Source organism: Deefgea sp. CFH1-16 (genome assembly GCF_016881365.1).
GTDB lineage: Bacteria > Pseudomonadota > Gammaproteobacteria > Burkholderiales > Chitinibacteraceae > Deefgea.
This window is the reverse complement of sequence record NZ_WLYT01000001.1, coordinates 2,526,111-2,551,868: the sequence shown is the minus strand read 5'-3', so window position 1 is coordinate 2,551,868 and position 25,758 is coordinate 2,526,111. Positions and strand designations below refer to the sequence as shown.

Genomic DNA, 25,758 nt, shown 5'->3' with positions numbered 1-25,758 from the left:
CTTCACAAGGAATGACTACACAAACCCGCTGCAAAGTATTGATTTTCATCGCAATTACAACTTGCCAACACCCAACCCAAGTTAATCCTTACGCGACAAGCGATGCACCGCCGCAACCAAAGCCGCAGCATGATCTGGATTGGTAAATTGCGAAATTCCGTGTCCCAAATTAAACACATGACCGGTACCACCACCGTAACTGGTCAAAATGCGCTCGACTTCCGCTTCAATCGCTGCCGGCGGCGCAAACAAGGCCACGGGGTCAAAATTACCTTGCAGTGCGACTTTGTCGCCCACGCGACGCCGCGCTTCGCCAATATCAGTAGTCCAATCAAGGCCAATCGCATCACAACCAATCGCAGCGATGTCTTCGAGCCATTGGCCACCGCCCTTGGTAAACACAATCACCGGCACACGACGGCCATCGTTTTCACGTTTCAAGCCAGCCACAATTCGCGCCATGTATTGCAAAGAGAACTCTTGATATTTACCGTATGGCAAAGAGCCACCCCAGCTATCAAAAATCTGTACCGCTTGCGCACCGGCTTCGATTTGCGCATTCAGATAATCAATAACAGTAAGGGTATTGACCTCTAAGATACGGTGCAAAAGGTCTGGACGCGCATACATCATGGTTTTGATTTCACGATAATCGCTAGAGCTGCCGCCCTGCACCATATAACACGCCAAAGTGTATGGACTGCCTGAAAAACCAATCAACGGCACGCGGTTATCCAGCGCCTTGCGAATTGAGCTCACCGCATCGGTGACGTATTTCAACTCGGTGCCAACATCGGGCACGAACAGTTTGGCAACGTCTTCTTCAGTACGCACGGTGCGCTCAAACTTCGGGCCTTCGCCTTCGGCAAAATACAGCCCCAAACCCATCGCGTCCGGCACGGTCAAAATATCCGAGAACAAAATCGCCGCATCGAGCGGAAAGCGCTCTAGCGGTTGCAAGGTCACTTCGGTCGCCAAATCGGTGTTTTTGCACAATTGCAAAAAGGAACCGGCGTTTTTTGCGCGTCGCGCAATATTCCGGCAAATAGCGCCCCGCTTGGCGCATCATCCACACTGGCGTGTATTCAACAGGTTCACGCATTAAAGCGCGCAAGAAAGTATCGTTTTTTAACATTTTAAAAAATCCACAAGAATAAAAACTTACCACAGAGACACAAAGACACAGAGTCAGCCAACAAACTTTTTCTCTGCGCCTTTGTAGCTCTGTGGTTCAATTGTTTAGTTATTGAGCGACCACTTGCCCTGCCCATGGCAATCGAGCACTTGGCGGTGATATTCAATCAGACCAGAGCGATGCCCTACACTCACCATCACGCCTTTTTTCATGCATTGGGCAACGGCGGCATAGAGCTTAGCTTCGCCAGCCGCATCGAGCGCGGAACTGGATTCATCCATTAATAAAAAGTCGGGCTCCAGCAATAAAACACGCAGTAAAGCCACGCGTTGCTGCTCACCCAAACTCAGCACATGCGACCATGAATCCACTTCATCAAGCCGTGGCAATAAATGACTGAGCCCCGCTAATTCAAGCAAATCGGCCAGTGTTGCGTCTTCGTGCCCTGTTGTTTTTGGGTAGAACAAAGCCGCGCGCAAAGTGCCCAATGGCATATAGGGTTTTTGCGATAAAAACAACGCTTGCGTTGCTGCTGGCATCGCCAACTCACCCGAAGCATAAGGCCATAGCCCTGCTAAGGTTCGCAATAAGCTCGACTTACCTGCGCCCGAAGGCCCCCGAATCAACACCGAGTCACCCGCACGCAATTGCAAATTCAAATGATCAATCAGCAACTGACCATTGGGTTTACTAACGCAAATCTGCCGCCACTCAATACCCTCTTCTTTGGCTGTCACCGTCAAACGGGGCAAAGCTTGTGCCGCTTGCAAACTGGTTTCAAATGTCGACAAACGATCAATAATGGCTTTCCAATTGGCCAAGGTGCTAAAGCTGCCGATAACAAAATCCAAAGCGCCATACACCTGACCAAAGGCCGAATTAATCTGCATTAAACCGCCAAAAGAAATTTCTTTGGCAAAAAAGCGTGGTGCAGCAACCATCAACGGAAAGATAATCGCCAATTGTCCCCAAAACGACGTAAACCAAGTGAGCTTTTTATTTCGGCGCATCAAGGCCCAAAAATTGCCCACTACTGCATTAAATCGCTGCGATAAGCGCTGCTGCTCTTCTTGATCGCCATGATATAAAGCAATCGACTCGGCGTTTTCGCGCACGCGAATCAAGCCAAAACGAAAATCGGCTTCAAAGCGTTGCTGCAAGAAATTCAAACTCACCAAAGGCCGGCCCAATAGCACGGTAATCAACGAGCCAATGACGGCATAAATAATCGCCACCCAGACCATATAGCCATGAATGGTGATTTCTGAGCCCGCCAGCATAAAGCTAATCGGCCCCGATAGCGTCCACAAAATACCAATAAATGACACCAGCGTGACCAGTGCCCGCAACAAACCCAAAGATAAAGACAGCGAAATCGAAATAAACTGCCCAACATCTTCGGCGATCCGCTGATCAGGATTATCTGTGCCTTGATCAGTCAGTTGAATCCGGTAAAAATTATTATCTGCCAACCAGCGCGCCGTAAAATGCTCCGTTGCCCAACGTCGCCAACGGATCTCCAGCATTTGCTGAAACCACATCGCGTATACCGCAATCACGATATAGATAAACGCCAGATAGCCAAATTTATATAAAGCCTGCTCAAAACCCTTTTTATCGAGGTTTTGCATCGTGTCGTAAAATTCTTTGTACCAGCTATTAAACTGCACATTCATAAACACTAGGCCAAGCGATAGCGCAATAATCAGCGCCAACAAGCCCCAAGCTCGATATTTTTCTTCTGACACCCAATAGGGTTTGGCCAATTGCCAAAAATTGCGAAACAAATGATTCACTTTTGGCGCTTGCGCGGCGTTTGTATTCATTGATTTGAGCTCAACTCGGTCAAAAACGATAGCAATAAAAACGGGGGTTACCCCCCAGTTTGTCAAATTACCCCGCTACAACAACGCGGCCAACAGCGTGATTTATTGGCAGGGTTTTTGCGTCCAGCCTTTACTCGCTGCACGTCGACATTGCCAATCTTGTTTCACACTGTCGATCAACCACACATTCAATTCATCATTAAAGTTAAGAGTAAATTGATAGCGCTGCGCTTTCACTGCATCATCCAGCAGACCTTGCATTTGCAAAGCCAAGCTAACTTTTTTGGTGTTTTCTGCGCTGGCGGATTTTTGCTGAATCAACAGTTCGCGATACTCGCCAATCCCATACTCATTGGCCACCCGATCTTTCAAATAATCAAAAGCCACTTGCACCGGCGCACTACCGACTTTACCGGTGTATATCACGGGAGAAGCGGCTGTTTCCGCCATCGCGGTACTACTCAAAGCGGCAACCAGCAAGACAAGCATTGATTTCATCTGAATTCCCAAAGTATTAGAGAGTAAATCGGGTTAGACCAAGGCCTAACCCGGCATCGCAAACCGGCCAGCTAACCCAACCGCCAGTTTGATTACTTCGCCCAACTGTCTTTCAAGGTGACCGTGCGGTTAAACACTGGCGTGCCACCCGCTTGATGGCTGTGGCGGTCGGTAATGAAATAGCCTAAACGCTCGAACTGATAACGCGTTTCTGGTGCGGCATTCACGACGCAGCTTTCCACATAAGCCGTGATGGTTTTTAGCGACTCAGGATTGATGAACTGGGTGAAATCCACATACTGACCATCTTCACCACGCACCGCATCTGGGCGCGCTTCGGTAAACAGGCGTTCGTACAAATTCACCGTCGCAGGCACTGCGTGCTCAGCAGAAATCCAGTGGATCACGCCTTTCACTTTGCGACCTTCTGGGTTTTTACCCAGCGTTTCGGTATCCAAACTGCAACGCAGTTCAATCACCTTGCCGCTGTCGTCTTTCACCACTTCATCACACTTGATCACGTAGGAATAACGCAAACGCACTTCCGAGCCAACGGTTAGACGTTGCCAGCCTTTGGGTGGTTCTTCAGCGAAGTCGTCTTGTTCAATCCAAATTTCGCGCGCAATCGGGATTTCGCGCTCACCAAATTCTTGGTGGTGCGGATGGAACGGCGCAGTCCGTGAACCGGTGACGCCAGCTTCAAAATTAGTTAGTGTGACTTTGAGTGGATTAAGTACCGCCATCACGCGTGGGCTGCTGCCTTCAAGCTGCTCGCGCACCGCGCCTTCGAGCGTGGTGAAATCAATGATGTTTTCACCTTTCGATACGCCAATGCGCTGTGCAAACAAGCGAATGCCTTCGGGGCTATAACCACGGCGGCGCATGCCGCTAATGGTCGTCATGCGTGGATCGTCCCAACCCGAAACAAAATTGCCGGTCACCAATTGATTGAGTTTGCGCTTCGATGTGATCGAATACAGCAACTCAAGGCGCGAGAATTCGATCTGCTGTGGATGGCATTCAAGGCTGATATTGTCGAGTACCCAGTCGTAGAGCGGGCGGTGATCTTCAAATTCCAAGGTACACAAACTATGGGTAATGCCCTCTAGGGCATCCGAGATGCAGTGTGTGTAGTCATACATCGGGTAGATGCACCAGCTATCGCCGGTTTTTGATATGCGCTGCGCGTTTAATGCGATAGATCACTGGGTCGCGCAGATTTAAGTTTGGCGACTGCATATCGATTTTAACGCGCAGCGTTTTGCTACCGTCTTCAAACTCGCCAGCACGCATGCGCGTGAACAAATCGAGATTTTCAGCCGGCGTGCGCTCACGGAACGGGCTGTTGCGGCCTGGCTTTTGGAAGTCGCCACGGTAATCACGCATTTGCTCGGCGTTTAATTCGCAGACATACGCTTTGCCGGCGTTGATTAGTTCAACGGCGTAGCCGTAGAGCTGCTCAAAATAGTCCGAAGAATGGCGCACATCGCCATTCCATGCAAAACCCAACCAGCGCACGTCGTCTTCAATGGCGGCGGCGTACTCAATGTTTTCTTTTTCTGGATTGGTGTCATCCATGCGTAAATTGCACAGACCGTTGTAATCTTGAGCAATGCCAAAATTAAGGCAAATTGATTTAGCGTGGCCGATATGCAAGTAGCCGTTTGGCTCAGGCGGAAAGCGCGTCTGCACCGCGCTGTGCTTGCCGCTAGCTAGATCGGCATCAATGATTTGGCGGATAAAATTACTGTTTACAGGTGCGGTTTCTGCACTCGCTGCAGGGCTCATTTTTTCACTCATTGCGGCTCAAACTCTGGAGTTGTCTTTTATAAGTAGCGATTCTACCAAATCAACGCGTTCACTGCCTTCTCTATCGCAGCGCGTGGTATAAAGTGGCCATTATTGGAATGAGCATCCTGCCATGCAAATCGCAAATATTCTTTTTGGCGTTACCGACTGGGCCAATATCGAAACAACAGAACACCCCGGCATCACCGGCATGGCCTATTGGCGCACCCAGCAATTTGATACGATTCGAGTGCGGATGGTTGAATATAGCGCGGGCTATCTGGCCGATCATTGGTTGAGGGGCTGTTGACGTTTGGTTTGCCAACCGCGTTTGCGCGGATTTTGGCCTGAGGCAAGGCACGAAGCGCGCAGCGTAGTCATTCTACGCCAGCGCTTTGTAACGCAGCATCAGGCCAAAAGCCGCCAAACCCAAAGGGCTGGGCGCTTTTCGCGACGACTCTGTGTTGTAGCAAGCTCACATAGAATGACTATGCATCGCTTACTACGCCTTGATTCGCCGCGAAAAGCACTCCAGCGCGGCGGAAAACCAAACGTCAACAGCCCCCTAGCAAAGGCCACATTTTATTGTGCTTAGACGGTGAATTGATCACCGAACTTGAAGACGACCGCAGTTTTACACTAAGCGCAGGCCATAGTTATCAAGTGGCCGATCAGGCCGAAGCCCATCGCTCCTCCACTCGACTTGGTGCCACGCTGTTTATTGTCGATTAAAAACCACCCCACTTTGCATAAACGGCAGACACAAAAAAGCCCGCTATCGCGACAAGCGCAATAGCGGCCTTGGGTATTTAAATCCAAGCAATTAAATATAATGCTTAGTCAGCAATACCCTTAAATATCTTGCCCTTCAACAATCCCATCATGATGCTTATCAGCGGGTAGCAATAGATTTAAAGCAATCGCCAATACGCTCACTAGGCCAACACCGGCCAAGTTGAAATTACCCACTTGCACCATCAAACCGCCGATACCACACGTGAGCACGACTGATACAATCACTAAATTACGTGGTGCCATTAAATCGAGCTTACTGTCGATCAAGGTTTTTAAACCAATTGAAGCAATTGTACCGAACAACAGCACCATAATCCCGCCCATCACTGGCAATGGAATCGACACCAAAATCGCATTAAATTTGCCGAAGAACGCCAAAATCACCGCTAAAATCGCTGCGTAAGTCATGATCACCGGATTAAAATTACGGGTAATCATTAAGGCACCCGTCACTTCGGAATACGTGGTAATTGGTGGGCCACCGACCATACCGGCAAAACACACGCCCAAGCCATCTCCAGCTAAAGTACGGTGTAAACCTGGCTTCTCGGTGTAATCAGTACCGGTTACTTTACCCACCGCCATTACCGCGCCGATATGCTCAATCGTTGGCGCAATCGCCACTGGCAACATAAACAAAGCGGCCGCCCAATTGATTTCAGGCTTCACAAAGTGCGGCATCGCAAACCATGGCGCAGCAGCAATGCTGGATAAGTCAACCACGCCTAAAAAGATTGCCGCAACATAACCCACCACCACACCGGATAAAATCGGCACCAAACGCAGCATGCCGCCAGCAAACACCGACACGGCAATCGTCGTTGCCAAAGACAATGTGGCTAGAAATAGCGATACACCGTAAGGCACGATCTGCTTACCGCCGCCTTGACCCATCGCCATGCCAGAAGCCGCAACAGCCACCGACAAACCAATCACCATAATCACCGGACCAATCACCACCGGCGGCAGTAATTTATGGATAAAGCCCATGCCACGCCATTTAATCAAACCGGCGATGATGAAATACATAAACCCAGCAAAGAATAAACCGAACTGCGTAGCGGCCTGGCCCCAAGTTTGCATGGCAAAAATAATTGGGCCGATAAAGGCAAATGATGAACCTAAAAAAATCGGCACTTGCCGACGGGTAATCAACTGAAACATCAAAGTACCGACACCGGCACCGAGTAGCGCCATCGCCGGATTCAGCCCGGTCAAAAGTGGCACCAGCACCAGCGCGCCAAAGGCGACAAATAAAATTTGTGCCCCAGATATAAATTGTTTTACTTCGGAAAACATGATTTCTCCCCAAGCGGTCACGCCAACATTGACTCATGTTAGCGTGCCGTCATTGATTTTATTGATATGCCTGAATTAAATACTGCGGTCGAGCCAGATGCCAGAATCGCGGCACAAGCAAGGCAAAACACCACTTAAATCTTTGTTTTGCCAAGCCAAGTAACTTACTTATGAATTGTACCGAAAATCTTGTCGCCAGCGTCGCCCAAGCCCGGAATGATATAGCCTTGCTCATTCAGATGCGAATCGAGTGAGGCGGTCACAATCTGCACATCAGGGTGTTTTTCATTCACTAGCTTCACGCCCTCAGGTGCGGCCACCATCACGATGGCGACAATTTCTTTGCAACCATTACGTTTAAGCATATCGATCGTTGCCACCAAAGAGCCGCCTGTGGCCAGCATTGGATCAATAATCAAAGCTAAACGATCTTCTAAATCGCCAACGAATTTCTCAAAATACGGCACCGGCTGCAAAGTTTCTTCATCGCGCGCCAAACCCACTACGCTGATTTTGGCCGAAGGCACTAAATCGAGCACGCCGTTGAGCATACCCAAACCCGCGCGCAAAATAGGTACCACGGTGAGTTTCTTGCCTTTGATTTTTTTAACGGCCACGTCACCGCACCAGCCATTAATCGTCACGTCTTCGAGTGGCAAATCACGCGTGGCTTCGTAAGCCAGCAAACGCGCCAACTCTTCGGTCAGCAAGCGAAATTTATTGGTGGACACATCCGCTTCGCGCATTAAAGCCAATTTATGTTGAACCAAAGGGTGATTAACGACAGTAATCTGCATGATGCGCTTCTCGATATAGGAATGACGCCATTGTAGGCTTTTCAGCGAAAAGTGCCATCGTAGTAATTGTGCTTACATCCAAGCAATAAGCTGATATTCAATCCGCCAGCAGCAAACGCTACCAACAGCATTGCTCGCTTAATACACCCGCCGAACTGACAAAATCACAGGCATATCACTTTTGGAGCGATCTAATAATGCACGGTGCTGCATTAAAACTTTGCCAAAGCGAGCGCCCATATCGGCCCAAAAATAGTGGCTATTCACCGTGAGTAATTGCGCCGGCACTTGAGCTTGAACCTCCTTGGGTAAATGCCCAATTAAATCGGCCGGGCTATTGAAGTATTGGCTTCTACGCTTTGATAAGGCTTGCTCAGCAGCAGATACGGTGAGTTTCGGCAACCAAGCGGCCAGCACTTCGGGCGAGGCAAAATTGACATTGAGTGCGGTTGCCACGGGCAAGGTGACAATACTGGGCTCAAGTTGGCGCATGACCTCGGGCGTATAGCCCGCCACATTCGCCAATTCGTTGGGATCAATCAGCGGCAGCCAGATTTTTTTCTCGCCTTGTTGCACTGCATGCAGCGCCAGATATTGCCGCAAGTTGTCCGCCAAATTGCTCGGCAAACCTAAATTGGCCAATAAACGCGGATAAGCTGCCCATGAGGCTGCAACCGGCTGGCCGTTTTGATCGATTAAATTACCTAAATTAAAGCGGCCATTAAGCTCAATCAAACGCCCGCTCATGGCGCCATTTTCGATTTTAATTTCGGGAATCGGCACGGCCCACGGTTTGCGTAAATGATCGGGCTGGCCAGCTCGAGCATCGTCACGCAAGGTGAGACGCACCAATTGCAGCACCGACCACGTCGCCGCACGCGCCTCCGCCGTGTCTTTACGAATTTCTAATTGCTGTAGCGCCCGTTGCTGGCGCACCATCAATAAGCCCGCGATAGAAGCGACTAAAGCCGCGACCATCAAAGCGGCGATAATGGCAACGCCAGTTTGCCGCAACGCCGGCCGGTTTGGATTGATTTTGCGCTTCATGGCAGTAAGAAAATCCGTTCAAAATCGCCCACGCGCTGCGCAAAGGCGAGCCGAATGCGGATCGCCCGAGGCCGCTCACTGGCCTCAGTCCATTGCGAACGCCACTGATTTTTAGCGTCGAGAAAATCAAGCTCACAGCGCGTTAATTGCGCCAGCAGCTGATGCGTTACCGCCTCATCACCCGCTTGCAAATCCGCGCGAGGGTAAAGCTTAAGATTGAGCGCTTGATCTTGGCACTCATACATCCCATGTAATGGCGCTCGATCACCGTCAAAACGAATAAATTCCAACCCCACCGGCGCCTCGCTACGGCTTACGCTACGCAGCGGCGGATTAAGCTGCCCCGCCGCATCGCGCCAGGGCCTTGGCGCGATTTGGCTTAAATCGCTTTCCATTCGCTCAAAAGCCAAGGTGAGCTCGCGCCAGTACTGCGTTTCGCTGACCACGGCGCTGCGCGTATCAATCACCATACTGACACCGCGATAGGTGATCAAACTCATGATCGCAAACACCGCCAGTGCCACCAACACCTCAAGCAAAGTAAATCCACGCGCCATCGGCTTAATCCACTCGCGCAGCATAAAACACACTGTTGCGCTAAAGCATGTTCTGGGTCAGAAGGCACCGAAACTAAAAGCTCAATCCGGCGAAAACTATAATTGGGCGTTGGACTGACATTCATCCGATAAATAAACGCTTCCCCGCCTTGCTGCACTTGCCCTTGTGTGGAACCAGTTTCGGGAAACACCCGCATCGCCAAATGCTGATTGACCAAATTACTCGCCACCCAACTGGCCAATGTGCGCGTGCGATAGGTAATTAAGGTGTCGGTTGAGCCCATCACCAATTTAGCCGCCGCCGCCAAAGTAATGCCCAGCACCGCCAGCGCCACCAGCACTTCAACCAAAGTAAATCCCCAAGATCGGCGCACCATCACTGCGCCACTACCGCTTGAACTTTAAACCGCCCCATCACATCGCCCGTTATTTGCCATTGTGTATCTCGCCCCTGTAGCTCAAGTTCAAAAGATTCGATTACCCCATCAGCGGGGAAAATAATCTTGTCACCCAAAGGACGATTTTGCTGATTGATTTTTTGCCCGCGAACCTGCACCCCTTCCGCCCACGGCAAAGCACGTAAACCCTCACGATCTTTTAATACTTCCCACTCTTGGCGCGGATTTTTAAACCAAAACTGATATGCAGCGCCATCGCTAGTCCATGCCAAAGCATGGCCACTGGCCAAAGCCTCGTCGCGCGCCGCTTCAAATTGCAGCACCAAGCGCTCAGCCGCCACTTGTGCGCCATCACCCCGATTAAAATGAAACACCGTCACACTGGTGACAATCAAAATAATCGCCGTAACAACGAGGATTTCGAGCAGCGTAAATCCGGACTGCAAGGGCGACGAAATGCTTTTTTTAACCATCAATGGGCGTTAATTTCCAAAATGTGTTTTGCATTAGCAAAAGCAAAAGAAGCGCTTCTTCGGCCCAAAAACGGCCAGATTTTGCGTAGCGAGAACTGCAAAGACCAGGCAGGAGAAAAACCGGAATTTACATCAAGTAAATGAGGATTTTTCCCCGCAGCAATAACGCCGGATTTGCGGTTCGCAGTAGCAAAAATCATTATTGCCATGAACCAATTAAATTCTCGGGCTTATCCGCTCCCGCTTGGCCTTCTGGGCCATAACTCAAAACGTCAATCTCACCGTGAACACCGGGATTTAAATACACATAATCTTGACCCCATGGATCTTTCGGGGTTTTCTCGAGGTAGCCGCCGGATTTCCAGTTCATCGGCACCGGATCAGTCGTTGGTTTTTGCACCAAGGCTTTTAGGCCTTGTTCAGTGGTCGGCAGGCGACCGTTGTCTAATTTATACAATTTCAGCGCCGCCATAATCGACGACACATCTTGCTTGGCAGCGACAATGCGCGCCTCATTCGGTCTATCCATAATTTTGGGCACAATCAGTGCACCCAAAATAGCCAAGATCGAAACCACTACTAAAATCTCAATCAAAGTAAAACCACGACTCTTTTTCACATCCTCTCCTTATGGGTATACGCCCCAAAGTCAATTTAAACATAGACCACATTCATATACTACACATGGTGCAACCACGTACAGATTTGGTATTGATACCCATCAGCCCTTGTCAATTATCACAAGGCGCTACTTCACCAACTGATTCATCTCAAACACCGGCAACAAGATCGCCATCACAATCACCATCACCACGGCGCCCATCACTAACACCATCACTGGGCCGAGCAAACTGGTAAAGGCGGTGACTTTGCGGTCGAGCTCTTTGGTTTGTTCAATCGCCGCCCGATCGAGCATCAATGCCAGACGCCCGGTCGCTTCGCCGCTAGCCACCAAATGCAGCAATAACGGCGGAAACACTGCGGCGGTTTTCATCGCTCGTGCCAAACTGACGCCTTCACGCACTTGAGCGGCGACCTCGGCCACCGCGCTTTGCAGTTTAAGGTTGCTCATCACGCCTTCGGCTGCATCGAGCGACTTTAATAAAGGCACACCACTACCGGATAAAATTGCCAAAGTACTGGCAAATCGGGCGGTATTGGCCAGGCGATCTAAATACCCCAAGAGCGGCCATGTTAAACGCCAAACATGAAAGCGTAATTTCAATTCAGGCTTTTTAAGCGCATAAAACGCCGCCACACTGGCCAAAATCACGGCCAGCAACACCCAGCCGCCGATGCTTTGAATCACCGCACTCGTCCACAGCAGCGCCCTTGTCAGTAGCGGCAGGGTTTGTTTGGCCGACTCAAACACTTGCACCATTTGCGGCACGACCCATGTGAGCATGCCTAAAATCACCAAGGCCGATACCAGCATCACCACCGCCGGATAAATAAACGCAATCGCAATTTTGCTATTTAAGTCGCCACGCGCCTCAAGGTAATCGGCCAAGCGCTGCATCACGCCAGCGAGCTTGCCCGATTCTTCGCCGGCTTTAACCAGCGTGCGATACAGCATTGGGAAAACGCGCGGAAATTGCGCCATGCCTTGCGACAATGGCATCCCGGCCATCACGTCTTGCCGCAACCCCGCCAACACTTGCTGCGTTTTGCGATGCTCGGTTTGCTCGGCTAATACAATCAACAGCTCGTCAATGGTTAAACCAGCATCGAGCAGCGCTGAAAACTGCCGCGTCAGCGTCGATAATTGCTGGCTCGATAGGCTTAAACGGGCAGATTGTTGCTCGATATTTTGCGCTGGCTGCAACTGCGTGGCCAGCAAGCCTTGCTCGCGTAATAGGCTGCGGGCATGACGCGGCGAATCAGCATCAATTTGCCCTCGACGTTCTTTGCCGCCCACAATTGGCAGCGCTTGATAAATAAATGCAGTCACGAGCGTCACTTACAGGGGCGAGTATCGCCCTAGCCAAAAATTACTAATTAAAAGAGAATTGCCATATTACAGTCATTTAGTTGTGATTCAATGTCTGCACTCAATAAATTTTTCTATGAAATAATGACCGAGGATGTTAAATTTTCTGTTCACAGCAATCGTTAAAATCCTAATCATCGCCAATTAATGCTGAGAAAAACCAGATTGAAGCCAACAGTTTACCTTGCAAAGATGACAACACATCAATTTGACATTTTTGGCAGCAAATCACTTTACCCACTGCTTTGAGATTATTCTTAGCGAACAAAGTGATAACTAAATTGCGCTAATAAAAAAAACACAGTGCAGCAAATCACCATAAATCGGGATTAAACGACTCAAAACAATATGAAATTCAATACCTTTACTGACTTATCCGCTTGATGTCTTTTTTTCTTGAAACGACTCCCCTTGCTAATCCAATACCTGCTCGCTGCGGTATGCATTTGGTTGATTGCAGGCTTAATCTGGCAATGGATTGCCCCTCGCACCAGTAGCCCAGCACTGCGTTTGGCCTATGCTGCGCCAAAAATACAGGCCTTTAACCCCGATGCCGTGGTGAAACTATTTGCTGCCGCCTCAAATAGTGTGGCCAACGAAGCATCACAGCTGTCATTGCGCGCTTTAGTTTCAGGGGCGCAAGGCATTGCGATTATTGATGGACTAGAAGCCAGCGCAGTCGCAGTTAAAGTCGGTGATCCAGTTGGTGCATACGGCCAATTGATTGCCGCACAACATGATCACATCGTGCTCGACCTACACGGCAAGCAGAAAAAAATTTACTTACCCGCCGCAGCCAGTACGCCCTTAGCCAACTCGGTTGCGCCACAAATCAACCATACCGCAGCGCCCACTGCACCGAGCCGTACCGAGGCCGCGGTGAGCTTAACGCGCGGCCAGCTCACTGGGATTTTACAAGGTGGCAATTTGGCTAATTGGAGTAAAGGTTTAGGTACTAGCGCAGCTGGCGGCATTGTGGTTGAGCAAGCCAACCAACAGCAATTAGCGCAAGTATTGCAATTACGCGATGGTGATATTCTTAAAGCCATTAATGGCCGCCCACTCAATAAGCTCGACGATCTATCTTTGCTCTACGGGGCTTTTAGTCAACAAACTCAGCTATCTTTGCAAATTCAACGGCAAGATCAATCTCAAACTATTAGCTATACCGTGAATCCATGAAAAAATTAATTATTGGCGCACTTTTATGTAGCCAATTGACATTGGCTGCCGACGCTGACGAAAAAGTCATGCTCAATTTCATTAATTCCGATATTGAAACCACGGTAAAAGCCATTAGCCTGATTACCGGCAAAAACTTTATTATTGATCCGCGCGTTAAAGGCACAATTAATATTGTTTCTACCCAACCGGTATCCAAAGATTTGGTCTACCCGATTTTGCAATCGGCGCTACGGCAAGCCGGATTTAGCACGGTGCAAGCCAATGGCGCGATCAAAATTCAGCTCGAAGCCGACAGTAAAGCGCTGAGTAATAAAACCTTGGTTCGCGGTGAAAATGCCAATGGCGAGCAAATCATCACCCAGATTTTCGCCCTCAATAATGAAGGCGCCAATCAAATGGCGACCATGCTGCGGCCACTGGCGTCACCAAGCAGCCTGATTAGCGCGTATCAATCGGGCACCAGCAATACCTTGGTGATCACCGACTACGCCGACAATATTCGCCGCCTATCGCGCATTATCGACAATATCGATCAGCCGAAAAATACCGACGTGTTTACCATCAAACTCACTAACGCCTCGGCGCTAGATGTGGCGCAAAACATTGCTCGCCTGATGCCCGAAGTGAGCGTGCAAGTCGGCGGCGCGCCGATTCCGAGTAATGACGGCGTGCGCCGCTCGATTGTGGTGCCCGATCCGCGTGGCAATCGCTTAATGGTGCGCGCACTCAATGCCGCGCAAACCAGCCAATTGCGACAACTCATTACCAATCTGGATGAAGCGGCCACCAACGATAGCACCATTAATGTGGTGTATTTAAAAAATGCCGAGGCCAGTAAAATTAGCCGCAACACTCAAAGGCATTTTGACTGGGCAAGAAGATTCATCTGGCATGAATGCAAATGCCAATCAAAACACCAATAACAGCGCCAACACCAATAGCAGCAATAGCGGAACCAATAGCGGTGGCAATAATTTTAATCCGGTCAATACCAATAGCGGCACCAATGTGCAGATTGCAGGCGCTACGGTCAGGATTCAGGCCGATAGCACCACCAATGCCTTAATCATTACAGCGCCGCAAAATATTTATAATAATTTGCGCGCGGTGATTGAAAAACTCGACGTTCGCCGCTCGCAAATTTATGTAGAAGCGATGATTGCCGAAGTCAATTTATCCAAACTCTCTGAATTTGGTTTTCAATGGTTATTGGCCGGCGGCAACGATAAAATCGGCGCGGGCGGCGTGACCAATATCAACCCCGGCACTGGCGGCTTGGGTAATATCATCGGCAATATCATTAACAAAACCCCTGCCGGCATTCCTGCTGGACTCACTTTGGGGATTTTTAATGGTGACCCACGCAATGGCAGCGCCAGCTTAGGGTTATTGGCCTCGGCCCTACAAAGCAGTGGCAATGGCAATGTGTTATCCACACCCAATTTGCTGACCTTGGACAATGAAGAAGCCAAAATCACCGTCGGGCAAAACATCCCCATTATTACCGGCTCGCAATCATCGAGCACCAATAACACCAATCCATTTGTGACGGTGGAACGTAAAGACATCGGGATTAAACTGCGCGTTCGCCCCCAAGTGTCCGAAGGCGGTGTGATTACGCTTAATGTATATCAAGAAGTCTCAAGCATTGATAACTCGGTGAATACCGCCGGTGCCGGTTTGGCGACCAAAATGCGCACGATTGAAACCAAAGTTTTGGTCGACGACGGGCAGATTGTAGTGCTTGGTGGCTTAATTGAAGACCGTATTGGCAACAAAGGCAATCAAGTTCCAGGCTTGGGCGATATACCCCTTATCGGTAACTTGTTTAAAATATGATAGCCGCGAATGGCAAAAAGTCAGTCTGATGGTGTTTTTACGTCCTGTGGTGATTCGCGATAGCGCGGATAACAACCGCCTAACCGGTGATCGCTATCAATATTTACAAAAACAACAGGGCGACTACAAAGTCGACGGCCATGTTTTCTTGCAAGACATGCCCAAAGTGCAACTCCCCGATCGCGCGCCAGACAATAGCCCATCGGTGAATGCAATACCCGCAGCAGTACCGGCGAACGACAACAACGCGGAGGCCAAACCAGAGCCTCAAGCGAAGCTTGAACCACCAAGCGCGATCGCTAAGCCGCAATCGCACACCGTAAAAGAAGGCGATAATTTATATCAAATCTCATTGCGCTACGGGCAAAGCATGCAAGATTTAGCGCAATGGAATCAGTTAAATAATCTCAATGGGCTCAAAACAGGCCAAGTTCTGCGCCTGAGCCCGCCACCTTCAGCCAATGGCAATTCCTAATGAGCGTTGTTTCATATATGTATGCGCGGGAATTTGGCCTATTTGATGGCCCAATTCACGATGGCATTACCCCGATTTATGTTCGTCAAGGCGCCAGCGCAGCGGCGTTGGGCGAAGTTCGCCGCCAATGCGGCCCAACGCAATTACATATTTTGCCGGCAGCCAGTTTTGATGCCCGCTTAACGCAGCACTTTGGCAACGGCAAAACCAGCGCCATCAATATGGTGGACGACATCGAAGAATCGGCCGATTTGGCGCGCTTGATTCAAGATATGCCTGAGGTCTCAGACCTGATGGAGGCCGAAGAATCATCCCCGGTGATTCGCCTGATCAATGCGATTTTTACCGAAGCACTGCGCGAAAATGCCTCCGATGTGCATATCGAGCCTTTTGAGACGCGCTCCGTTGTGCGCTATCGGGTGGACGGCACTTTGCGCGATGTGGTCGAGCCCAATCGCGCGCTGCATGCCGCCCTAGTGTCGCGGATTAAAGTGATGGCAGCGCTAGATATTGCCGAAAAACGCTTACCGCAAGACGGTCGAATCAACCTCCGGATTGCCGGTCGCCCGGTCGATATTCGCGTTTCCACATTACCAACCGGTCACGGCGAGCGCGCCGTACTGCGTTTACTCGATAAATCCGCTGGCCGCTTACAGCTAGCCAAACTCGGCATGCGTGAGGCCACGCTGAAACCACTGAATCAATTACTCACCGCGCCACATGGCATTGTGCTGGTAACCGGGCCAACCGGCTCGGGTAAAACTACCACGCTGTACGCCGCGCTCGGTAGTATGGACGCCAAAAACAGCAATATCATGACGGTGGAAGACCCGATTGAATACGACTTAGACGGCATCGGCCAAACCCAAGTCAATACCCGCATCGAAATGAGTTTTGCTCGGGCGCTGCGGGCGATTTTGCGACAAGACCCCGACATTATTATGATTGGTGAAATTCGCGATTTAGAAACCGCGCAAATTGCCGTTCAAGCCTCGCTCACCGGTCATTTAGTCCTCGCCACCTTGCACACCAACGATGCGGCTAGCGCCATTACTCGTTTGGTGGATATGGGCATTGAGCCGTTTTTACTCGCCTCATCGACCATCGGCGTCTTGGCGCAGCGTTTGGTACGCAACTTATGCTCCGACTGCAAAGCACCGTACCTCGCTAGCTATGACGAATTAATTGAGCTTGGGGTCAATACCCAAGAAAAAATTACATTATACCGCGCAGTGGGCTGCCCACATTGCGCCCAAACAGGCTATCGTGGCCGCAGTGGAATTCATGAATTACTTGTGGTTGATGAAGCGATGCGAACCCAGATTCATAATTCGGCCAACGAGCAAGACATTCGCAACTATGCCGAAAGCCTCGGCATGACCAGCTTGCGCAGCGACGCTTCAGCGCGCGTGCTTGAAGGCGTGAGTAGCTTTGAAGAAATGCTTAGAATCACCCGCAGCAGCAATTAAATCAGCGGTCGCGCCATAATGATTGCAACACTCAGCGCAGAGCATTTATTACAAGCGCTTGGGCCAATCATATCACCCAATTAGGGATGTTTATTGGGAGCGCTGGAGCGCCCTTAATTGCCAATTGAGACTCGAATCAGCACTTAAAATTCCGTCAGCAAACATCAAGGGCGACGAGTCGCAAGAAGGGCAAATTCAAAAATTGGCGGCTACATACTTAATCTGAACTTAAAAACAAAAGGGGTATAACGATCTGGGCCATTTTATAAAAAGCCCTTATCGTTATACCCCTATAATCAAAACCGCTAAGCTTTATTTTTGCTTACCGTCACCGCCCACCATTTTGTACACCACGCCCGCAATCGCCGCGCCGATCAATGGAGCGACCCAGAATAACCAAACTTGGCTCAATGCGGCGGTATCAGCAAATAAAGCCGCCGCCAAACTACGCGCCGGATTCACCGAAGTATTGCTCACGGGAATGGAAATCAAGTGAATTAAGGTTAAGCCCAAACCAATCGCAATCGGCGCAAAGCCCGCTGGCGAGCGCGCATCATCGGTGGCGCCCAAGATGATGAACAAAAACATAAACGTCATCACCATTTCGCACAAGAATACGGCGGTCATCGCATAATGCCCTGGGGACAATAAATCATAACCGTTACTGGCAAAGCCGCCGGCAACAAACCCAGGCTTACCGGTGGCAATAAAGTATAGTATCGTCGCGCCCAAAATCCCGCCAAGCACTTGCGCAGCAACATAGGGCAGCAAATCTTTGACCGGGAAACGACCACCAACGACCAAACCAAATGACACCGCTGGGTTTAAATGGCAGCCTGAAATATGACCAATGGCAAAGGCCATGGTTAATACTGTCAAACCAAATGCCAAAGCCACACCGGCAAAACCAATGCCTAATTCAGGAAAGGCCGCGGCCAAAACCGCACTGCCGCAACCACCTAAAACTAGCCAAAATGTGCCGATGAATTCAGCAGCTAAACGCTGATTTAATGTATACATGTTGATATCCTTTTTGTTTTTGCTCATATTGCTGACTAAAAAAAGTAACCAAATAATTGAATTTACTATTGCTCTGCTTACTATAAAATCAAAAAATAAAACGGCGCACATGATAGAACATTTTTATGACCACAAAACCATAAAAATACCGTTTCCTAAGGTAAATATTCTATTTTTAAGCAGTTTATGCCGTTTATTACTCATTTGCTGCGCAGACCCGAGCCCATTTCCTGCCGTTTGTAAGTTATATCAACAGCCCAACGGTAATATTGCACTCACTGTCTTCAGTAGTGCTTATTCTGTCAAAATAATGAATAAATTTAGTCAGGAAGTCGCATTACCGCTTACTGATTGATTGGCAATCAACACTGACTGATGCAGGTAAATCGACTATGAATCAATATCTCAACGTACTGAATATCAACCAAGAAGAATCTTTATTTCATCTACTGTTTCATGATGCGATCATTTTTTGTTTTCGACTTTTTTTATTTGCATTGATTATTTTTGCTGGCTCTTACTTGGTCAAAAAAGTCGATAAATATTTTTCTAAGGTCTACATCCTCAATACTGATGAAAACACCAAGCAATTTAGCCGCTCAATGACCAAGTTGGGTTTATATATTGCTTTTTTCTTACTCGGTTTACTCGCTTTTGGCTTTAGCGAGCGCTCGATAGCCACGATGATTAGTGCGATTGGCTTAGGAATTGGTATTTCTTTAAAGGAATTTTTATCTAATTTTGCCGGTGGGGTGGTGTTGTTTTTTTCGCGCCCATTTGTCATTGGCGACTTTATTAAAGTCAATGGCGTGATGGGCAATGTGACCGAAATTGAAATCTTCTCCACCCATATCAATAGCTTGGATGGACGTCGAATTATCATTCCGAATAATGTCATGATTAGTGGCAATATCATCATCACTACGACACCAATCCAATTCGCAGAATTAAAATTACGGTGTCTGTCGCTTATGATTCCGACATGAAAAAAGTGCTACAAATTTTAGAAAACATTGCCACCAGCTATCCGGGGCTAGATCAAAACCAAACACCCTTTATTCATGTGATGAGCTATGGCGATTCCAGCATTAATATCTTATTTATGGTGTGGACCGATAGAGCGCATTACTATCAAGTTCGCGGCGAATTAATGGCCTTTTTACTGGAAAAATTAACGCAAGAAGGCGTGGACATTCCATTTAATATTTTGATGTCAGCATTACCGACAAATCCATCAGCAATCAAACCATCCCAAATTAATATGCGCGCTTTGGAGCTGGCCACGGAGCAATCCTTAACGCAAGCCAAACCCTTAGTTTGCCCACGCAAGTCTTGCCCGAACGACGGCAAGGCGTCGCCGAGCTGATTAAGACTTAAAACTTGATTTGGTAACCCTCGGCCGTGGCCGGTACTTGCATGAGTAAGGGCGCTAATTGCTGGCGAACTTTTTCATCCGGATTGAGATTAATCGTACCGTGCGCCGCGCCGCGCCACGCCAATTGGCCTTGACCATTGACGGCAATCGCGCTGGCCCCAGCTGGAGAAATTTGCCATGTCGCCCCATCGGCCACCACCGCAAGCTGAGCACGCAAGGTGGTCATTGGCATGAGGCTTGGCACCAGCTGACTAAAGACCGGATCGAGTCGAGTAATAGCTCGGCTTGTGCGCCGACTTGCTTTGAGAGATGCGCGCTACGCAAGGTGGCACGTCCACCCAAACCCCATTGCGCCACTTGCGGAATGGCGCGAAAAATACCTTCAAGCGGCAAAGTCACGTCCACTTGCTCGAGCGCCACGCCGCCAAAACCAACAAAAATGCGGGCTTGATTTTGTGTATCCAAGGCTTCGCTTTGCATTTGCCATGCCAATTGCCCTGTCAATAAAGCCTTAGGCAGAAAGGCCCAGCGCAAATTTTGTTGCAACACCACGCCTTCTAAACCCACTGCGCTAGCGCGCCCATACCAAATGGTCCCTTGCGGCTGAACCACGCTCACATTACTCGGTAAAAACCAATTGATGGTACTGACCGGCATGCGCAGCACTAAAATCAAAAGTAAAAAGAGCCCCGCAATGCTGATCCACAGGCCTCGCTGCTGGATTATTTTTCGCATTATTGACGCTCCAATACCAGCACCAAGCTCACGCTAGCGGCATCAGGCGTCATTTGAATGGCGGTAATTTTGGCTTGAACGCTATGGCGTAAAGCATTGGCCAACTGCAAAGCCTCGGCAATGCTTGGCAAATTACTCCGCACCTCAAGCTGTTGATTGGAAATCGAGCGCACATCGGCACTAATGCCTTTGCTGGATAATTCAGCAAATGTGGCCGAACGCAAATCCTGCGTACTGGCAGCACGCGAGGCAACCACCATGGGTTTACTACCACGCATGGCCATTAATTGGTTTTCCAGCTGTGGAATCTGCATTTGCAAGCGAGTAATTTGCGCATTAAGCGGCGCATACACCGCAAAATACAACAAGCCACTGATGACTAAAACCGCCCAAATCAGTAGCATTTTTCTCTCGCGGGGATTGCGTGCCAGCCAATACATCTGCCAACGTGCCCCGTAGCTGTGCGCTTGGGCTAAATATTTTGTATACGCGCTCATTGCTCAACCTCAATCCGGATACGACCATCACCCATCGACTGGCTCTTCATTTTGCTGCCTTGTGCCGTCAATTTGGCGATCAAAGGCGCTGATTTGACCTCATTCATCACCATCTGTAATTTGCCGTCTTTCACACTCAAGCTATCAATCCCCACCTCTAAATCAATTTGCCCAGCCAGTTGATACAGTAAATCCAATGCATCGCCCTGCCCAACGCGCCCAGTGGATTCACCGGCTTTTTGCTGACTTTTCCACTGTAAAATGGGGTCAACAATCGGCACGCCGGGATAGACACTGGCAAAGGTTTGTCGAATTTCTTGTCGCAAAGCGCGCTCTTGTCCTGCGCTACTCCGCCACTGCATTATCGTACTCAGCAACAGCAAAGCCACACACACAAACAATAGGTATACCGCGCTACGCCATTGTTCCCAATGCATTGCTAGCGATACATTAGATTTATTACTTTTAAAAAAAGACACACTCGCCGCATCTGGCGCAATTAAATCCGCCGTCGTCAGTGCCTGCCAAGTTTCATCCGGATAGAGCGCAAGTAAATCGGCCTCGTTATCGAGCCAAGCATATTCACCGTGATGCGCCAACATCACGCCATGGCCGCTTGGCGCATAACACGCAGCCCCGGCCGGCAATAAAGCAAATTCAGGCACCCAGCGCGTCGCGGTCCATGCTTGGCTGGCAAGCCACTGCTCTACTTGATCGCAACGCGATTGTTCGAGTAAATACACCCATGTTTTACCGGCCACTGGCGGACTGGCGCGCCATATCAGTGAATCTAAAGCACCTAAAACCCGATCTTCCAGAGCTTGGCGAATCAATTTTTGCTGCTGTTTGGCCGCAACCGCAGGCAAGGTTAAGCAATGCACGGTGAACCAGCACGCGGCCAGCGCAATTTCATACGTGGCCGCCGCCGGCAAAACCGCCGACTGCCCTTGCGCCACTTGACGCCCATTGGCATCAAAGCCCAGCCAATCTTCAATTCCCAGCGCACCCTGAGCATGAAGCCGAACAACTACACGCGCTATTGTCATCAAAACCTCAAAACAAAGTGGATTAAATAATCCACCGCAATCATCAATCCCAGCTCATGCGCTGACGTATTAAGCCACTCGCAATCGTCGCAATCGAAATACGAAATAAACCGCCAGCCAATGGCATATATCACATGCCAATGAAATGCAATGCCGAAATAAAAATAGGAAATAGAGAATAAACGATTTTAATGAAGTTGATTTGACAATGCGGCGTACGCCGCAAAATAAAATGCTGATTTGCTAATTTAGCGACAAGTATCGGCACCCATCAATGAGATAAATCATTGACGCAGTCAACTAGCGACCCGATTATGTCTAGGTATAAAACGGCTCAACACCAGTCAAATAGATTTTGCCCCATGATGATTTAACCATTGCATCAGCAGCAGAAAAATCAATATTGGCCAAAAATAGCAGCGAAAAGCGGCACCACCGATTTTAAGAAATGGCTTTAATTTTACGCGCTAAGAAAATCGCCAGCAAACCAGCTGCGCAACTCAGAACACCAATCCAAGCATAATTGGCTAAATGACCATCGCTTTGCTGCGTTAAAATTAATCCGGCTAGCAAAGAGGCCGCGCCCGAAGCGAAGTTTTGTACTGCCGAATTAAACGCCATTAAGCGCCCGCGTAAATGCGGCTGAGTAGCTGCCGCCACCATCGTCGATGATGGAATAAAGCGACCACTCACAAAAATAAAAAACAATACCGAAATCGCCAAATGCCAAGGCAAACTCACGGCTAAATTTTGCGTAACCAAAATAATCGGTATAAAACTCGCCAAGATTAAATACGCTACCACTTTTTTTGCTGGGTAACGATCGGTTAAACGGCCAATCAACGGACGGCTAAAAATAGTCGCGGCACCACCGACTAAATAATAAAATACATTAAATCTTCGGGCGCCAAACCCACATTCGCAATCAAAGTGGGGGCAATAAATGGAATCACCAAAAATCCCGACACCATCAGCATGGCGGTTAAACTCACCGCCCACCAATGATTGGGAACACGCAATAATTCGCGGTAATTATCCAACCAATTAGCGGCTTGATTTAAGCTCGCCAAATGACCACGTACCGATGGGATATAACGAATAATCGCCAAGGCCACCATGGCGCAAATGCCGGTTAAGACCAAAAATGGCAATCGCCAGCCGCTATGCGCTGCCAGCCATAAACCCAATGGCACACCCGCCACGGCGGATAATGAAAAGCCCAGCATCACCCAGCTCATGGCGCGGCCACGGCGCTCAGGCGGAATTAAATCGCCAACAATGGCCAGTGAAATCGAGCCCAAAACGCCACCAAAGATCCCCGCCATACCCGCGCCAATAATAAAGTGACGTAGGAATCACTCAGCGCGCACGCCAAAGTGGCGAGCATTAAGCCGCCATAACAAAACAATAAAGCGTGGCGGCGATCAAAACGATCGGCTTGCGAAGACGCCAGCAAAGCCGAGCAACCTGCAGCTAAAGAATACGACGAAACCAATAGACCAAAGTGAGCGGTATTGATCTGAAACTCAGCCATCAAATACGACGCCAGCGGCATCATAATCATAAAGTCAGCAATGGCAGTAAACATCACCAGCATTAAGGTGATCAGCATGGCAAATTCTTTACGGGCGGCGTTGGGCATCAATCAAACCAAAACAAAACAAAAGAGTGCTATGAGTTTACTCTCGCCAAGGATGATGACAATGGAGAATTACACATCACGGGGTATTGCCTGCCGCCCCTCATCTAGTATTAATTAGATCGCAATACCCAACATCTGGATTAACGCAGCGCAACAAACAAATTAAATACGCTTAATACTGAAATCAATGTTCCAACCAACCACAATAAAGTGCGCGCATTTAATTTGTGGCACAGCCATGCGGCAAACGGCGCGGCAAATAATCCGCCAACAATTAAGCCGGCGACCAATAACCAATGTTCCATTTCGGCCCACAACAAAAAAGCGCCCGCCGTAGAAAACGCGATAAAAAATTCTGCGGCATTCACCGTACCAATGGTTTTGCGTGGATCATTTCCGCGCCCGACCAAGGTCGACGTCACTACCGGGCCCCAACCGCCACCGCCAACGGCGTCAACAAAACCGCCCAACAGCGCCAAAGGACTCACGTGCTTAATTTCACTAGAATGCGGCTTCGGGTGCGTCGCCAACCACGCTTTACGCAAAATGTACAAACCCATCAGCAATAAATAAGCCGCGATATAGGGCTTAATCAAATGCCCATCAATACTGGTCAACAAATAAGCGCCCGCCACCCCGCCCACCACACCCGGAATCACCAAACGCCGAAACAGCGCCTTATCCACATTGCCAAATTTTAAATGTGATAAGCCGGAAAAACCGGTGGTAAACACTTCCGCCACATGCACCGCGGCCGATGCCGCTGCCGGACTGGCGCCAACGCCAATTAAAAACGTATTCGAGCTAATGCCATACGCCATACCTAATGCGCCATCGATTGCTTGCGCGGCAAAGCCCACTGCAACTGCAGCCCAAAACTGCGGCGAGCTAATCACTTGCTGTGCCGCCAGTAGCAATTGATTGCCTAGCACCGCCGATTGCCCTTGCATCAGATGCTGAGCGATATAAACGCTAACCGCCATTGCAATCAGCAAGGTTAAACCGGCTAAGCGCTTGCTTTGCCACAAGCGGCGCTCGCTGCCGATGGCCGTGTCAAGTGGGGGCAAACCGATCTCTTGATGAAGTCGATTTTCTGGGCTGTCGCTTAAATCTGGATGACGAATTTTCATGGACTACGCCTCAAAGAGCAGCAAATAATTGAGCGCGAGTGTAAGGGTAATAAATAAAATCAAAAAGACTGTTTAGCAAAACCTAAATAAGGGAAAGTTCTATAGAAACCGCTCTTGCGCCAACGTGCGGCGCACCGGACTGCACGAGCAATCCTCACGCGTAAAAAAGAAAAAAACCGAGCAAGCTCGGTTTTTTTTGGTTTCATAGCGCAAGATTTATTCCGGCTTCACACTATCATGCCCAAGCACATTTTTTACGCTAGCTTGCTGTAAATCTTTTTCTGCTACATCGGCGGTTTTATCCACCCAGCCACTGGCTTTATCCGCCACATGGCCAGCAGCATCGCTGACTTTAGCGCCTAACTCACTGGCTTTTTGTTTGCTGGCATCCAAAGCTTGCTCAGTCGCTTGCGCGGCTTTAGCCCCTAACTCAGCCGCTTTTGCCGAAACCTCATCCGAAAGCCCGCCGGCTTTGTGCGCCAAATCGCTAGCGGCTTGCTTGCTACTATCCCAAGCCTGATCGGCGGCGATTTTGGCCTTATCGCCGAGCTCTTCAGCACTGTGTACAGCTTGATCGGCCAGATCGCCGGCTTTATCGGCTAATTCAGATACTTTTAATGCCGCCTGCTCGGCAGCGGCACTCATCGACTGCTCTGCGGTATCAAGTAGGGATTTTGCTTTATCAAAAATACTCATCGTGATAACTCCTAGGGATCAACAAGAAAAAAAACAAGCTAGATTC

General features: G+C 49.3%; 28 protein-coding genes and 3 pseudogenes. 9 read left to right on the top strand and 22 right to left on the bottom strand.

Features of this window, described 5'->3' with window-relative positions:
- Window positions 1-81: 81 nt before the first annotated feature.
- The 4 genes and pseudogenes from hemE to GKO28_RS14005 form a co-directional block, all read right to left on the bottom strand.
- Window positions 82-1,135, bottom strand: a pseudogene (gene hemE / locus GKO28_RS14020) (uroporphyrinogen decarboxylase).
- 104 nt (window positions 1,136-1,239) lie between these two features.
- Window positions 1,240-2,961: an ABC transporter ATP-binding protein/permease gene (locus GKO28_RS14015; protein WP_182076703.1), complete on the bottom strand. Its 1,722-nt coding sequence runs from the start codon at window positions 2,959-2,961 to the stop codon at window positions 1,240-1,242.
- Window positions 2,962-3,063: 102 nt separating this feature from the next.
- On the bottom strand, window positions 3,064-3,459 hold the full coding sequence (locus GKO28_RS14010; protein ID WP_182076701.1) for a hypothetical protein: 396 nt from the start codon (window positions 3,457-3,459) through the stop codon (window positions 3,064-3,066).
- Between the two features lie 92 nt (window positions 3,460-3,551).
- A pseudogene (locus tag GKO28_RS14005) lies at window positions 3,552-5,247 on the bottom strand (glutamine--tRNA ligase/YqeY domain fusion protein).
- 133 nt (window positions 5,248-5,380) lie between these two features.
- Between GKO28_RS14005 and GKO28_RS14000 the strand changes: the two are divergent.
- Both GKO28_RS14000 and GKO28_RS13995 read left to right on the top strand, forming a co-directional pair.
- The gene (locus tag GKO28_RS14000; protein ID WP_182076700.1) at window positions 5,381-5,557 is read left to right on the top strand and encodes a DHCW motif cupin fold protein; all 177 of its coding nucleotides are present in this window, start codon (window positions 5,381-5,383) and stop codon (window positions 5,555-5,557) included.
- 269 nt (window positions 5,558-5,826) lie between these two features.
- Window positions 5,827-5,979, top strand: coding sequence for a hypothetical protein (locus tag GKO28_RS13995; protein ID WP_182077492.1), 153 nt, complete (start codon window positions 5,827-5,829; stop codon window positions 5,977-5,979).
- Between the two features lie 120 nt (window positions 5,980-6,099).
- Here the strand turns inward: GKO28_RS13995 and GKO28_RS13990 are convergent, their stop codons facing one another.
- From GKO28_RS13990 to gspF, 9 genes are all read right to left on the bottom strand, one after another.
- The gene (locus tag GKO28_RS13990; protein ID WP_182076699.1) at window positions 6,100-7,341 is read right to left on the bottom strand and encodes a uracil-xanthine permease family protein; all 1,242 of its coding nucleotides are present in this window, start codon (window positions 7,339-7,341) and stop codon (window positions 6,100-6,102) included.
- Window positions 7,342-7,505: 164 nt separating this feature from the next.
- On the bottom strand, window positions 7,506-8,138 hold the full coding sequence (gene upp, locus GKO28_RS13985; protein WP_182076698.1) for a uracil phosphoribosyltransferase: 633 nt from the start codon (window positions 8,136-8,138) through the stop codon (window positions 7,506-7,508).
- Window positions 8,139-8,276: 138 nt separating this feature from the next.
- Complete coding sequence (gene gspK / locus GKO28_RS13980) at window positions 8,277-9,185, bottom strand: type II secretion system minor pseudopilin GspK (RefSeq protein WP_182076696.1); 909 nt, start codon at window positions 9,183-9,185, stop codon at window positions 8,277-8,279.
- Window positions 9,182-9,742, bottom strand: coding sequence for a type II secretion system minor pseudopilin GspJ (gene gspJ, locus GKO28_RS13975; RefSeq protein WP_182076694.1), 561 nt, complete (start codon window positions 9,740-9,742; stop codon window positions 9,182-9,184). The genes gspK and gspJ overlap by 4 nt, the downstream gene beginning before the upstream one ends.
- On the bottom strand, window positions 9,682-10,119 hold the full coding sequence (gene gspI, locus GKO28_RS13970; protein ID WP_182076693.1) for a type II secretion system minor pseudopilin GspI: 438 nt from the start codon (window positions 10,117-10,119) through the stop codon (window positions 9,682-9,684). The genes gspJ and gspI overlap by 61 nt, the downstream gene beginning before the upstream one ends.
- The gene (locus tag GKO28_RS13965; protein WP_182076691.1) at window positions 10,119-10,613 is read right to left on the bottom strand and encodes a GspH/FimT family pseudopilin; all 495 of its coding nucleotides are present in this window, start codon (window positions 10,611-10,613) and stop codon (window positions 10,119-10,121) included. The genes gspI and GKO28_RS13965 overlap by 1 nt, the downstream gene beginning before the upstream one ends.
- Window positions 10,613-10,813 carry a hypothetical protein gene (locus GKO28_RS13960; RefSeq protein ID WP_182076689.1) on the bottom strand — a complete coding sequence of 67 codons (201 nt, stop codon included), beginning with the start codon at window positions 10,811-10,813 and terminating at the stop codon, window positions 10,613-10,615. The genes GKO28_RS13965 and GKO28_RS13960 overlap by 1 nt, the downstream gene beginning before the upstream one ends.
- Entirely contained in the window at window positions 10,813-11,232 is a 420-nt protein-coding gene (gene gspG, locus GKO28_RS13955) for a type II secretion system major pseudopilin GspG (protein WP_182076688.1), read from the bottom strand. The genes GKO28_RS13960 and gspG overlap by 1 nt, the downstream gene beginning before the upstream one ends.
- 129 nt (window positions 11,233-11,361) lie before the next feature.
- On the bottom strand, window positions 11,362-12,564 hold the full coding sequence (gene gspF, locus GKO28_RS13950; RefSeq protein WP_182076686.1) for a type II secretion system inner membrane protein GspF: 1,203 nt from the start codon (window positions 12,562-12,564) through the stop codon (window positions 11,362-11,364).
- 450 nt (window positions 12,565-13,014) lie between these two features.
- Between gspF and GKO28_RS13945 the strand changes: the two genes are divergently transcribed.
- From GKO28_RS13945 to gspE, 5 genes are read left to right on the top strand one after another with little or no spacing between them, the layout of a single operon-like run.
- Complete coding sequence (locus GKO28_RS13945) at window positions 13,015-13,785, top strand: hypothetical protein (protein ID WP_203564175.1); 771 nt, start codon at window positions 13,015-13,017, stop codon at window positions 13,783-13,785.
- Window positions 13,782-14,711, top strand: a complete 930-nt coding sequence (locus tag GKO28_RS13940) for a secretin N-terminal domain-containing protein (RefSeq protein WP_182076684.1) — start codon at window positions 13,782-13,784, stop codon at window positions 14,709-14,711. Before GKO28_RS13945 ends, GKO28_RS13940 begins: the two co-directional genes overlap by 4 nt.
- Window positions 14,611-15,627, top strand: a complete 1,017-nt coding sequence (locus GKO28_RS13935; protein WP_182076683.1) for a secretin N-terminal domain-containing protein — start codon at window positions 14,611-14,613, stop codon at window positions 15,625-15,627. The genes GKO28_RS13940 and GKO28_RS13935 overlap by 101 nt, the downstream gene beginning before the upstream one ends.
- A 28-nt stretch (window positions 15,628-15,655) precedes the next feature.
- On the top strand, window positions 15,656-16,102 hold the full coding sequence (locus tag GKO28_RS13930; RefSeq protein WP_182076681.1) for a LysM domain-containing protein: 447 nt from the start codon (window positions 15,656-15,658) through the stop codon (window positions 16,100-16,102).
- On the top strand, window positions 16,102-17,571 hold the full coding sequence (gene gspE / locus GKO28_RS13925; protein WP_182076679.1) for a type II secretion system ATPase GspE: 1,470 nt from the start codon (window positions 16,102-16,104) through the stop codon (window positions 17,569-17,571). Before GKO28_RS13930 ends, gspE begins: the two co-directional genes overlap by 1 nt.
- Window positions 17,572-17,883: 312 nt before the next feature.
- Here gspE and aqpZ read toward each other — a convergent pair whose 3' ends face one another.
- Window positions 17,884-18,591, bottom strand: a complete 708-nt coding sequence (aqpZ, locus tag GKO28_RS13920; RefSeq protein WP_182076678.1) for an aquaporin Z — start codon at window positions 18,589-18,591, stop codon at window positions 17,884-17,886.
- Between the two features lie 392 nt (window positions 18,592-18,983).
- Here aqpZ and GKO28_RS21660 point away from each other — a divergent pair, with 392 nt between their 5' ends.
- Complete coding sequence (locus tag GKO28_RS21660; protein WP_203564174.1) at window positions 18,984-19,577, top strand: mechanosensitive ion channel family protein; 594 nt, start codon at window positions 18,984-18,986, stop codon at window positions 19,575-19,577.
- The gene (locus tag GKO28_RS21655; RefSeq protein ID WP_282099310.1) at window positions 19,574-19,957 is read left to right on the top strand and encodes a mechanosensitive ion channel family protein; all 384 of its coding nucleotides are present in this window, start codon (window positions 19,574-19,576) and stop codon (window positions 19,955-19,957) included. The genes GKO28_RS21660 and GKO28_RS21655 overlap by 4 nt, the downstream gene beginning before the upstream one ends.
- A 7-nt stretch (window positions 19,958-19,964) precedes the next feature.
- Here GKO28_RS21655 and GKO28_RS13905 read toward each other — a convergent pair whose 3' ends face one another.
- The 8 genes and pseudogenes from GKO28_RS13905 to GKO28_RS13865 form a co-directional block, all read right to left on the bottom strand.
- The gene (locus GKO28_RS13905; RefSeq protein WP_182076676.1) at window positions 19,965-20,198 is read right to left on the bottom strand and encodes a hypothetical protein; all 234 of its coding nucleotides are present in this window, start codon (window positions 20,196-20,198) and stop codon (window positions 19,965-19,967) included.
- A complete protein-coding gene (gspN, locus tag GKO28_RS13900) occupies window positions 20,189-20,701 on the bottom strand; it encodes a type II secretion system protein N (RefSeq protein ID WP_182076674.1) in 513 nt (170 codons plus the stop codon). Before gspN ends, GKO28_RS13905 begins: the two co-directional genes overlap by 10 nt.
- A complete protein-coding gene (gene gspM, locus GKO28_RS13895; protein ID WP_182076672.1) occupies window positions 20,701-21,198 on the bottom strand; it encodes a type II secretion system protein GspM in 498 nt (165 codons plus the stop codon). Before gspM ends, gspN begins: the two co-directional genes overlap by 1 nt.
- A complete protein-coding gene (gene gspL, locus GKO28_RS13890) occupies window positions 21,195-22,244 on the bottom strand; it encodes a type II secretion system protein GspL (protein ID WP_182076670.1) in 1,050 nt (349 codons plus the stop codon). The genes gspM and gspL overlap by 4 nt, the downstream gene beginning before the upstream one ends.
- A 441-nt stretch (window positions 22,245-22,685) precedes the next feature.
- Window positions 22,686-23,102: an MFS transporter gene (locus GKO28_RS13885; RefSeq protein WP_307839110.1), complete on the bottom strand. Its 417-nt coding sequence runs from the start codon at window positions 23,100-23,102 to the stop codon at window positions 22,686-22,688.
- A gap of 17 nt (window positions 23,103-23,119) precedes the next feature.
- A pseudogene (locus GKO28_RS13880) lies at window positions 23,120-23,799 on the bottom strand (MFS transporter).
- A 227-nt stretch (window positions 23,800-24,026) separates the two neighbouring features.
- Window positions 24,027-25,016 carry a sulfite exporter TauE/SafE family protein gene (locus tag GKO28_RS13870; protein WP_173531965.1) on the bottom strand — a complete coding sequence of 330 codons (990 nt, stop codon included), beginning with the start codon at window positions 25,014-25,016 and terminating at the stop codon, window positions 24,027-24,029.
- A gap of 216 nt (window positions 25,017-25,232) precedes the next feature.
- The gene (locus GKO28_RS13865; protein ID WP_182076662.1) at window positions 25,233-25,712 is read right to left on the bottom strand and encodes a hypothetical protein; all 480 of its coding nucleotides are present in this window, start codon (window positions 25,710-25,712) and stop codon (window positions 25,233-25,235) included.
- Window positions 25,713-25,758 lie beyond the last annotated feature (46 nt).

Bases quoted from the DNA above. Each gene is read 5' to 3' on its own strand.
- GKO28_RS13905 (WP_182076676.1), bottom strand. From the start codon at position 20,198: ATGCCAATGACCACCTTGCGTGCTCAGCTTGCGGTGGTGGCCGATGGG.
- GKO28_RS14015 (WP_182076703.1), bottom strand. From the start codon at position 2,961: ATGAATACAAACGCCGCGCAAGCGCCAAAAGTGAATCATTTGTTTCGC.
- gspL (WP_182076670.1), bottom strand. From the start codon at position 22,244: ATGACAATAGCGCGTGTAGTTGTTCGGCTTCATGCTCAGGGTGCGCTG.
- GKO28_RS21655 (WP_282099310.1), top strand. From the start codon at position 19,574: ATGAAAAAAGTGCTACAAATTTTAGAAAACATTGCCACCAGCTATCCG.
- GKO28_RS13940 (WP_182076684.1), top strand. From the start codon at position 13,782: ATGAAAAAATTAATTATTGGCGCACTTTTATGTAGCCAATTGACATTG.
- GKO28_RS13960 (WP_182076689.1), bottom strand. From the start codon at position 10,813: ATGATTTTTGCTACTGCGAACCGCAAATCCGGCGTTATTGCTGCGGGG.
- gspM (WP_182076672.1), bottom strand. From the start codon at position 21,198: ATGAGCGCGTATACAAAATATTTAGCCCAAGCGCACAGCTACGGGGCA.
- aqpZ (WP_182076678.1), bottom strand. From the start codon at position 18,591: ATGTATACATTAAATCAGCGTTTAGCTGCTGAATTCATCGGCACATTT.
- GKO28_RS13870 (WP_173531965.1), bottom strand. From the start codon at position 25,016: ATGAAAATTCGTCATCCAGATTTAAGCGACAGCCCAGAAAATCGACTT.
- gspE (WP_182076679.1), top strand. From the start codon at position 16,102: ATGAGCGTTGTTTCATATATGTATGCGCGGGAATTTGGCCTATTTGAT.
- GKO28_RS14000 (WP_182076700.1), top strand. From the start codon at position 5,381: ATGCAAATCGCAAATATTCTTTTTGGCGTTACCGACTGGGCCAATATC.
- GKO28_RS14010 (WP_182076701.1), bottom strand. From the start codon at position 3,459: ATGAAATCAATGCTTGTCTTGCTGGTTGCCGCTTTGAGTAGTACCGCG.
- gspI (WP_182076693.1), bottom strand. From the start codon at position 10,119: ATGGTGCGCCGATCTTGGGGATTTACTTTGGTTGAAGTGCTGGTGGCG.
- GKO28_RS13935 (WP_182076683.1), top strand. From the start codon at position 14,611: ATGCCGAGGCCAGTAAAATTAGCCGCAACACTCAAAGGCATTTTGACT.
- GKO28_RS13930 (WP_182076681.1), top strand. From the start codon at position 15,656: ATGGTGTTTTTACGTCCTGTGGTGATTCGCGATAGCGCGGATAACAAC.
- gspN (WP_182076674.1), bottom strand. From the start codon at position 20,701: ATGCGAAAAATAATCCAGCAGCGAGGCCTGTGGATCAGCATTGCGGGG.
- gspK (WP_182076696.1), bottom strand. From the start codon at position 9,185: ATGAAGCGCAAAATCAATCCAAACCGGCCGGCGTTGCGGCAAACTGGC.
- GKO28_RS13965 (WP_182076691.1), bottom strand. From the start codon at position 10,613: ATGGTTAAAAAAAGCATTTCGTCGCCCTTGCAGTCCGGATTTACGCTG.
- upp (WP_182076698.1), bottom strand. From the start codon at position 8,138: ATGCAGATTACTGTCGTTAATCACCCTTTGGTTCAACATAAATTGGCT.
- GKO28_RS13990 (WP_182076699.1), bottom strand. From the start codon at position 7,341: ATGTTTTCCGAAGTAAAACAATTTATATCTGGGGCACAAATTTTATTT.
- GKO28_RS13865 (WP_182076662.1), bottom strand. From the start codon at position 25,712: ATGAGTATTTTTGATAAAGCAAAATCCCTACTTGATACCGCAGAGCAG.
- GKO28_RS21660 (WP_203564174.1), top strand. From the start codon at position 18,984: ATGAATCAATATCTCAACGTACTGAATATCAACCAAGAAGAATCTTTA.
- gspJ (WP_182076694.1), bottom strand. From the start codon at position 9,742: ATGGCGCGTGGATTTACTTTGCTTGAGGTGTTGGTGGCACTGGCGGTG.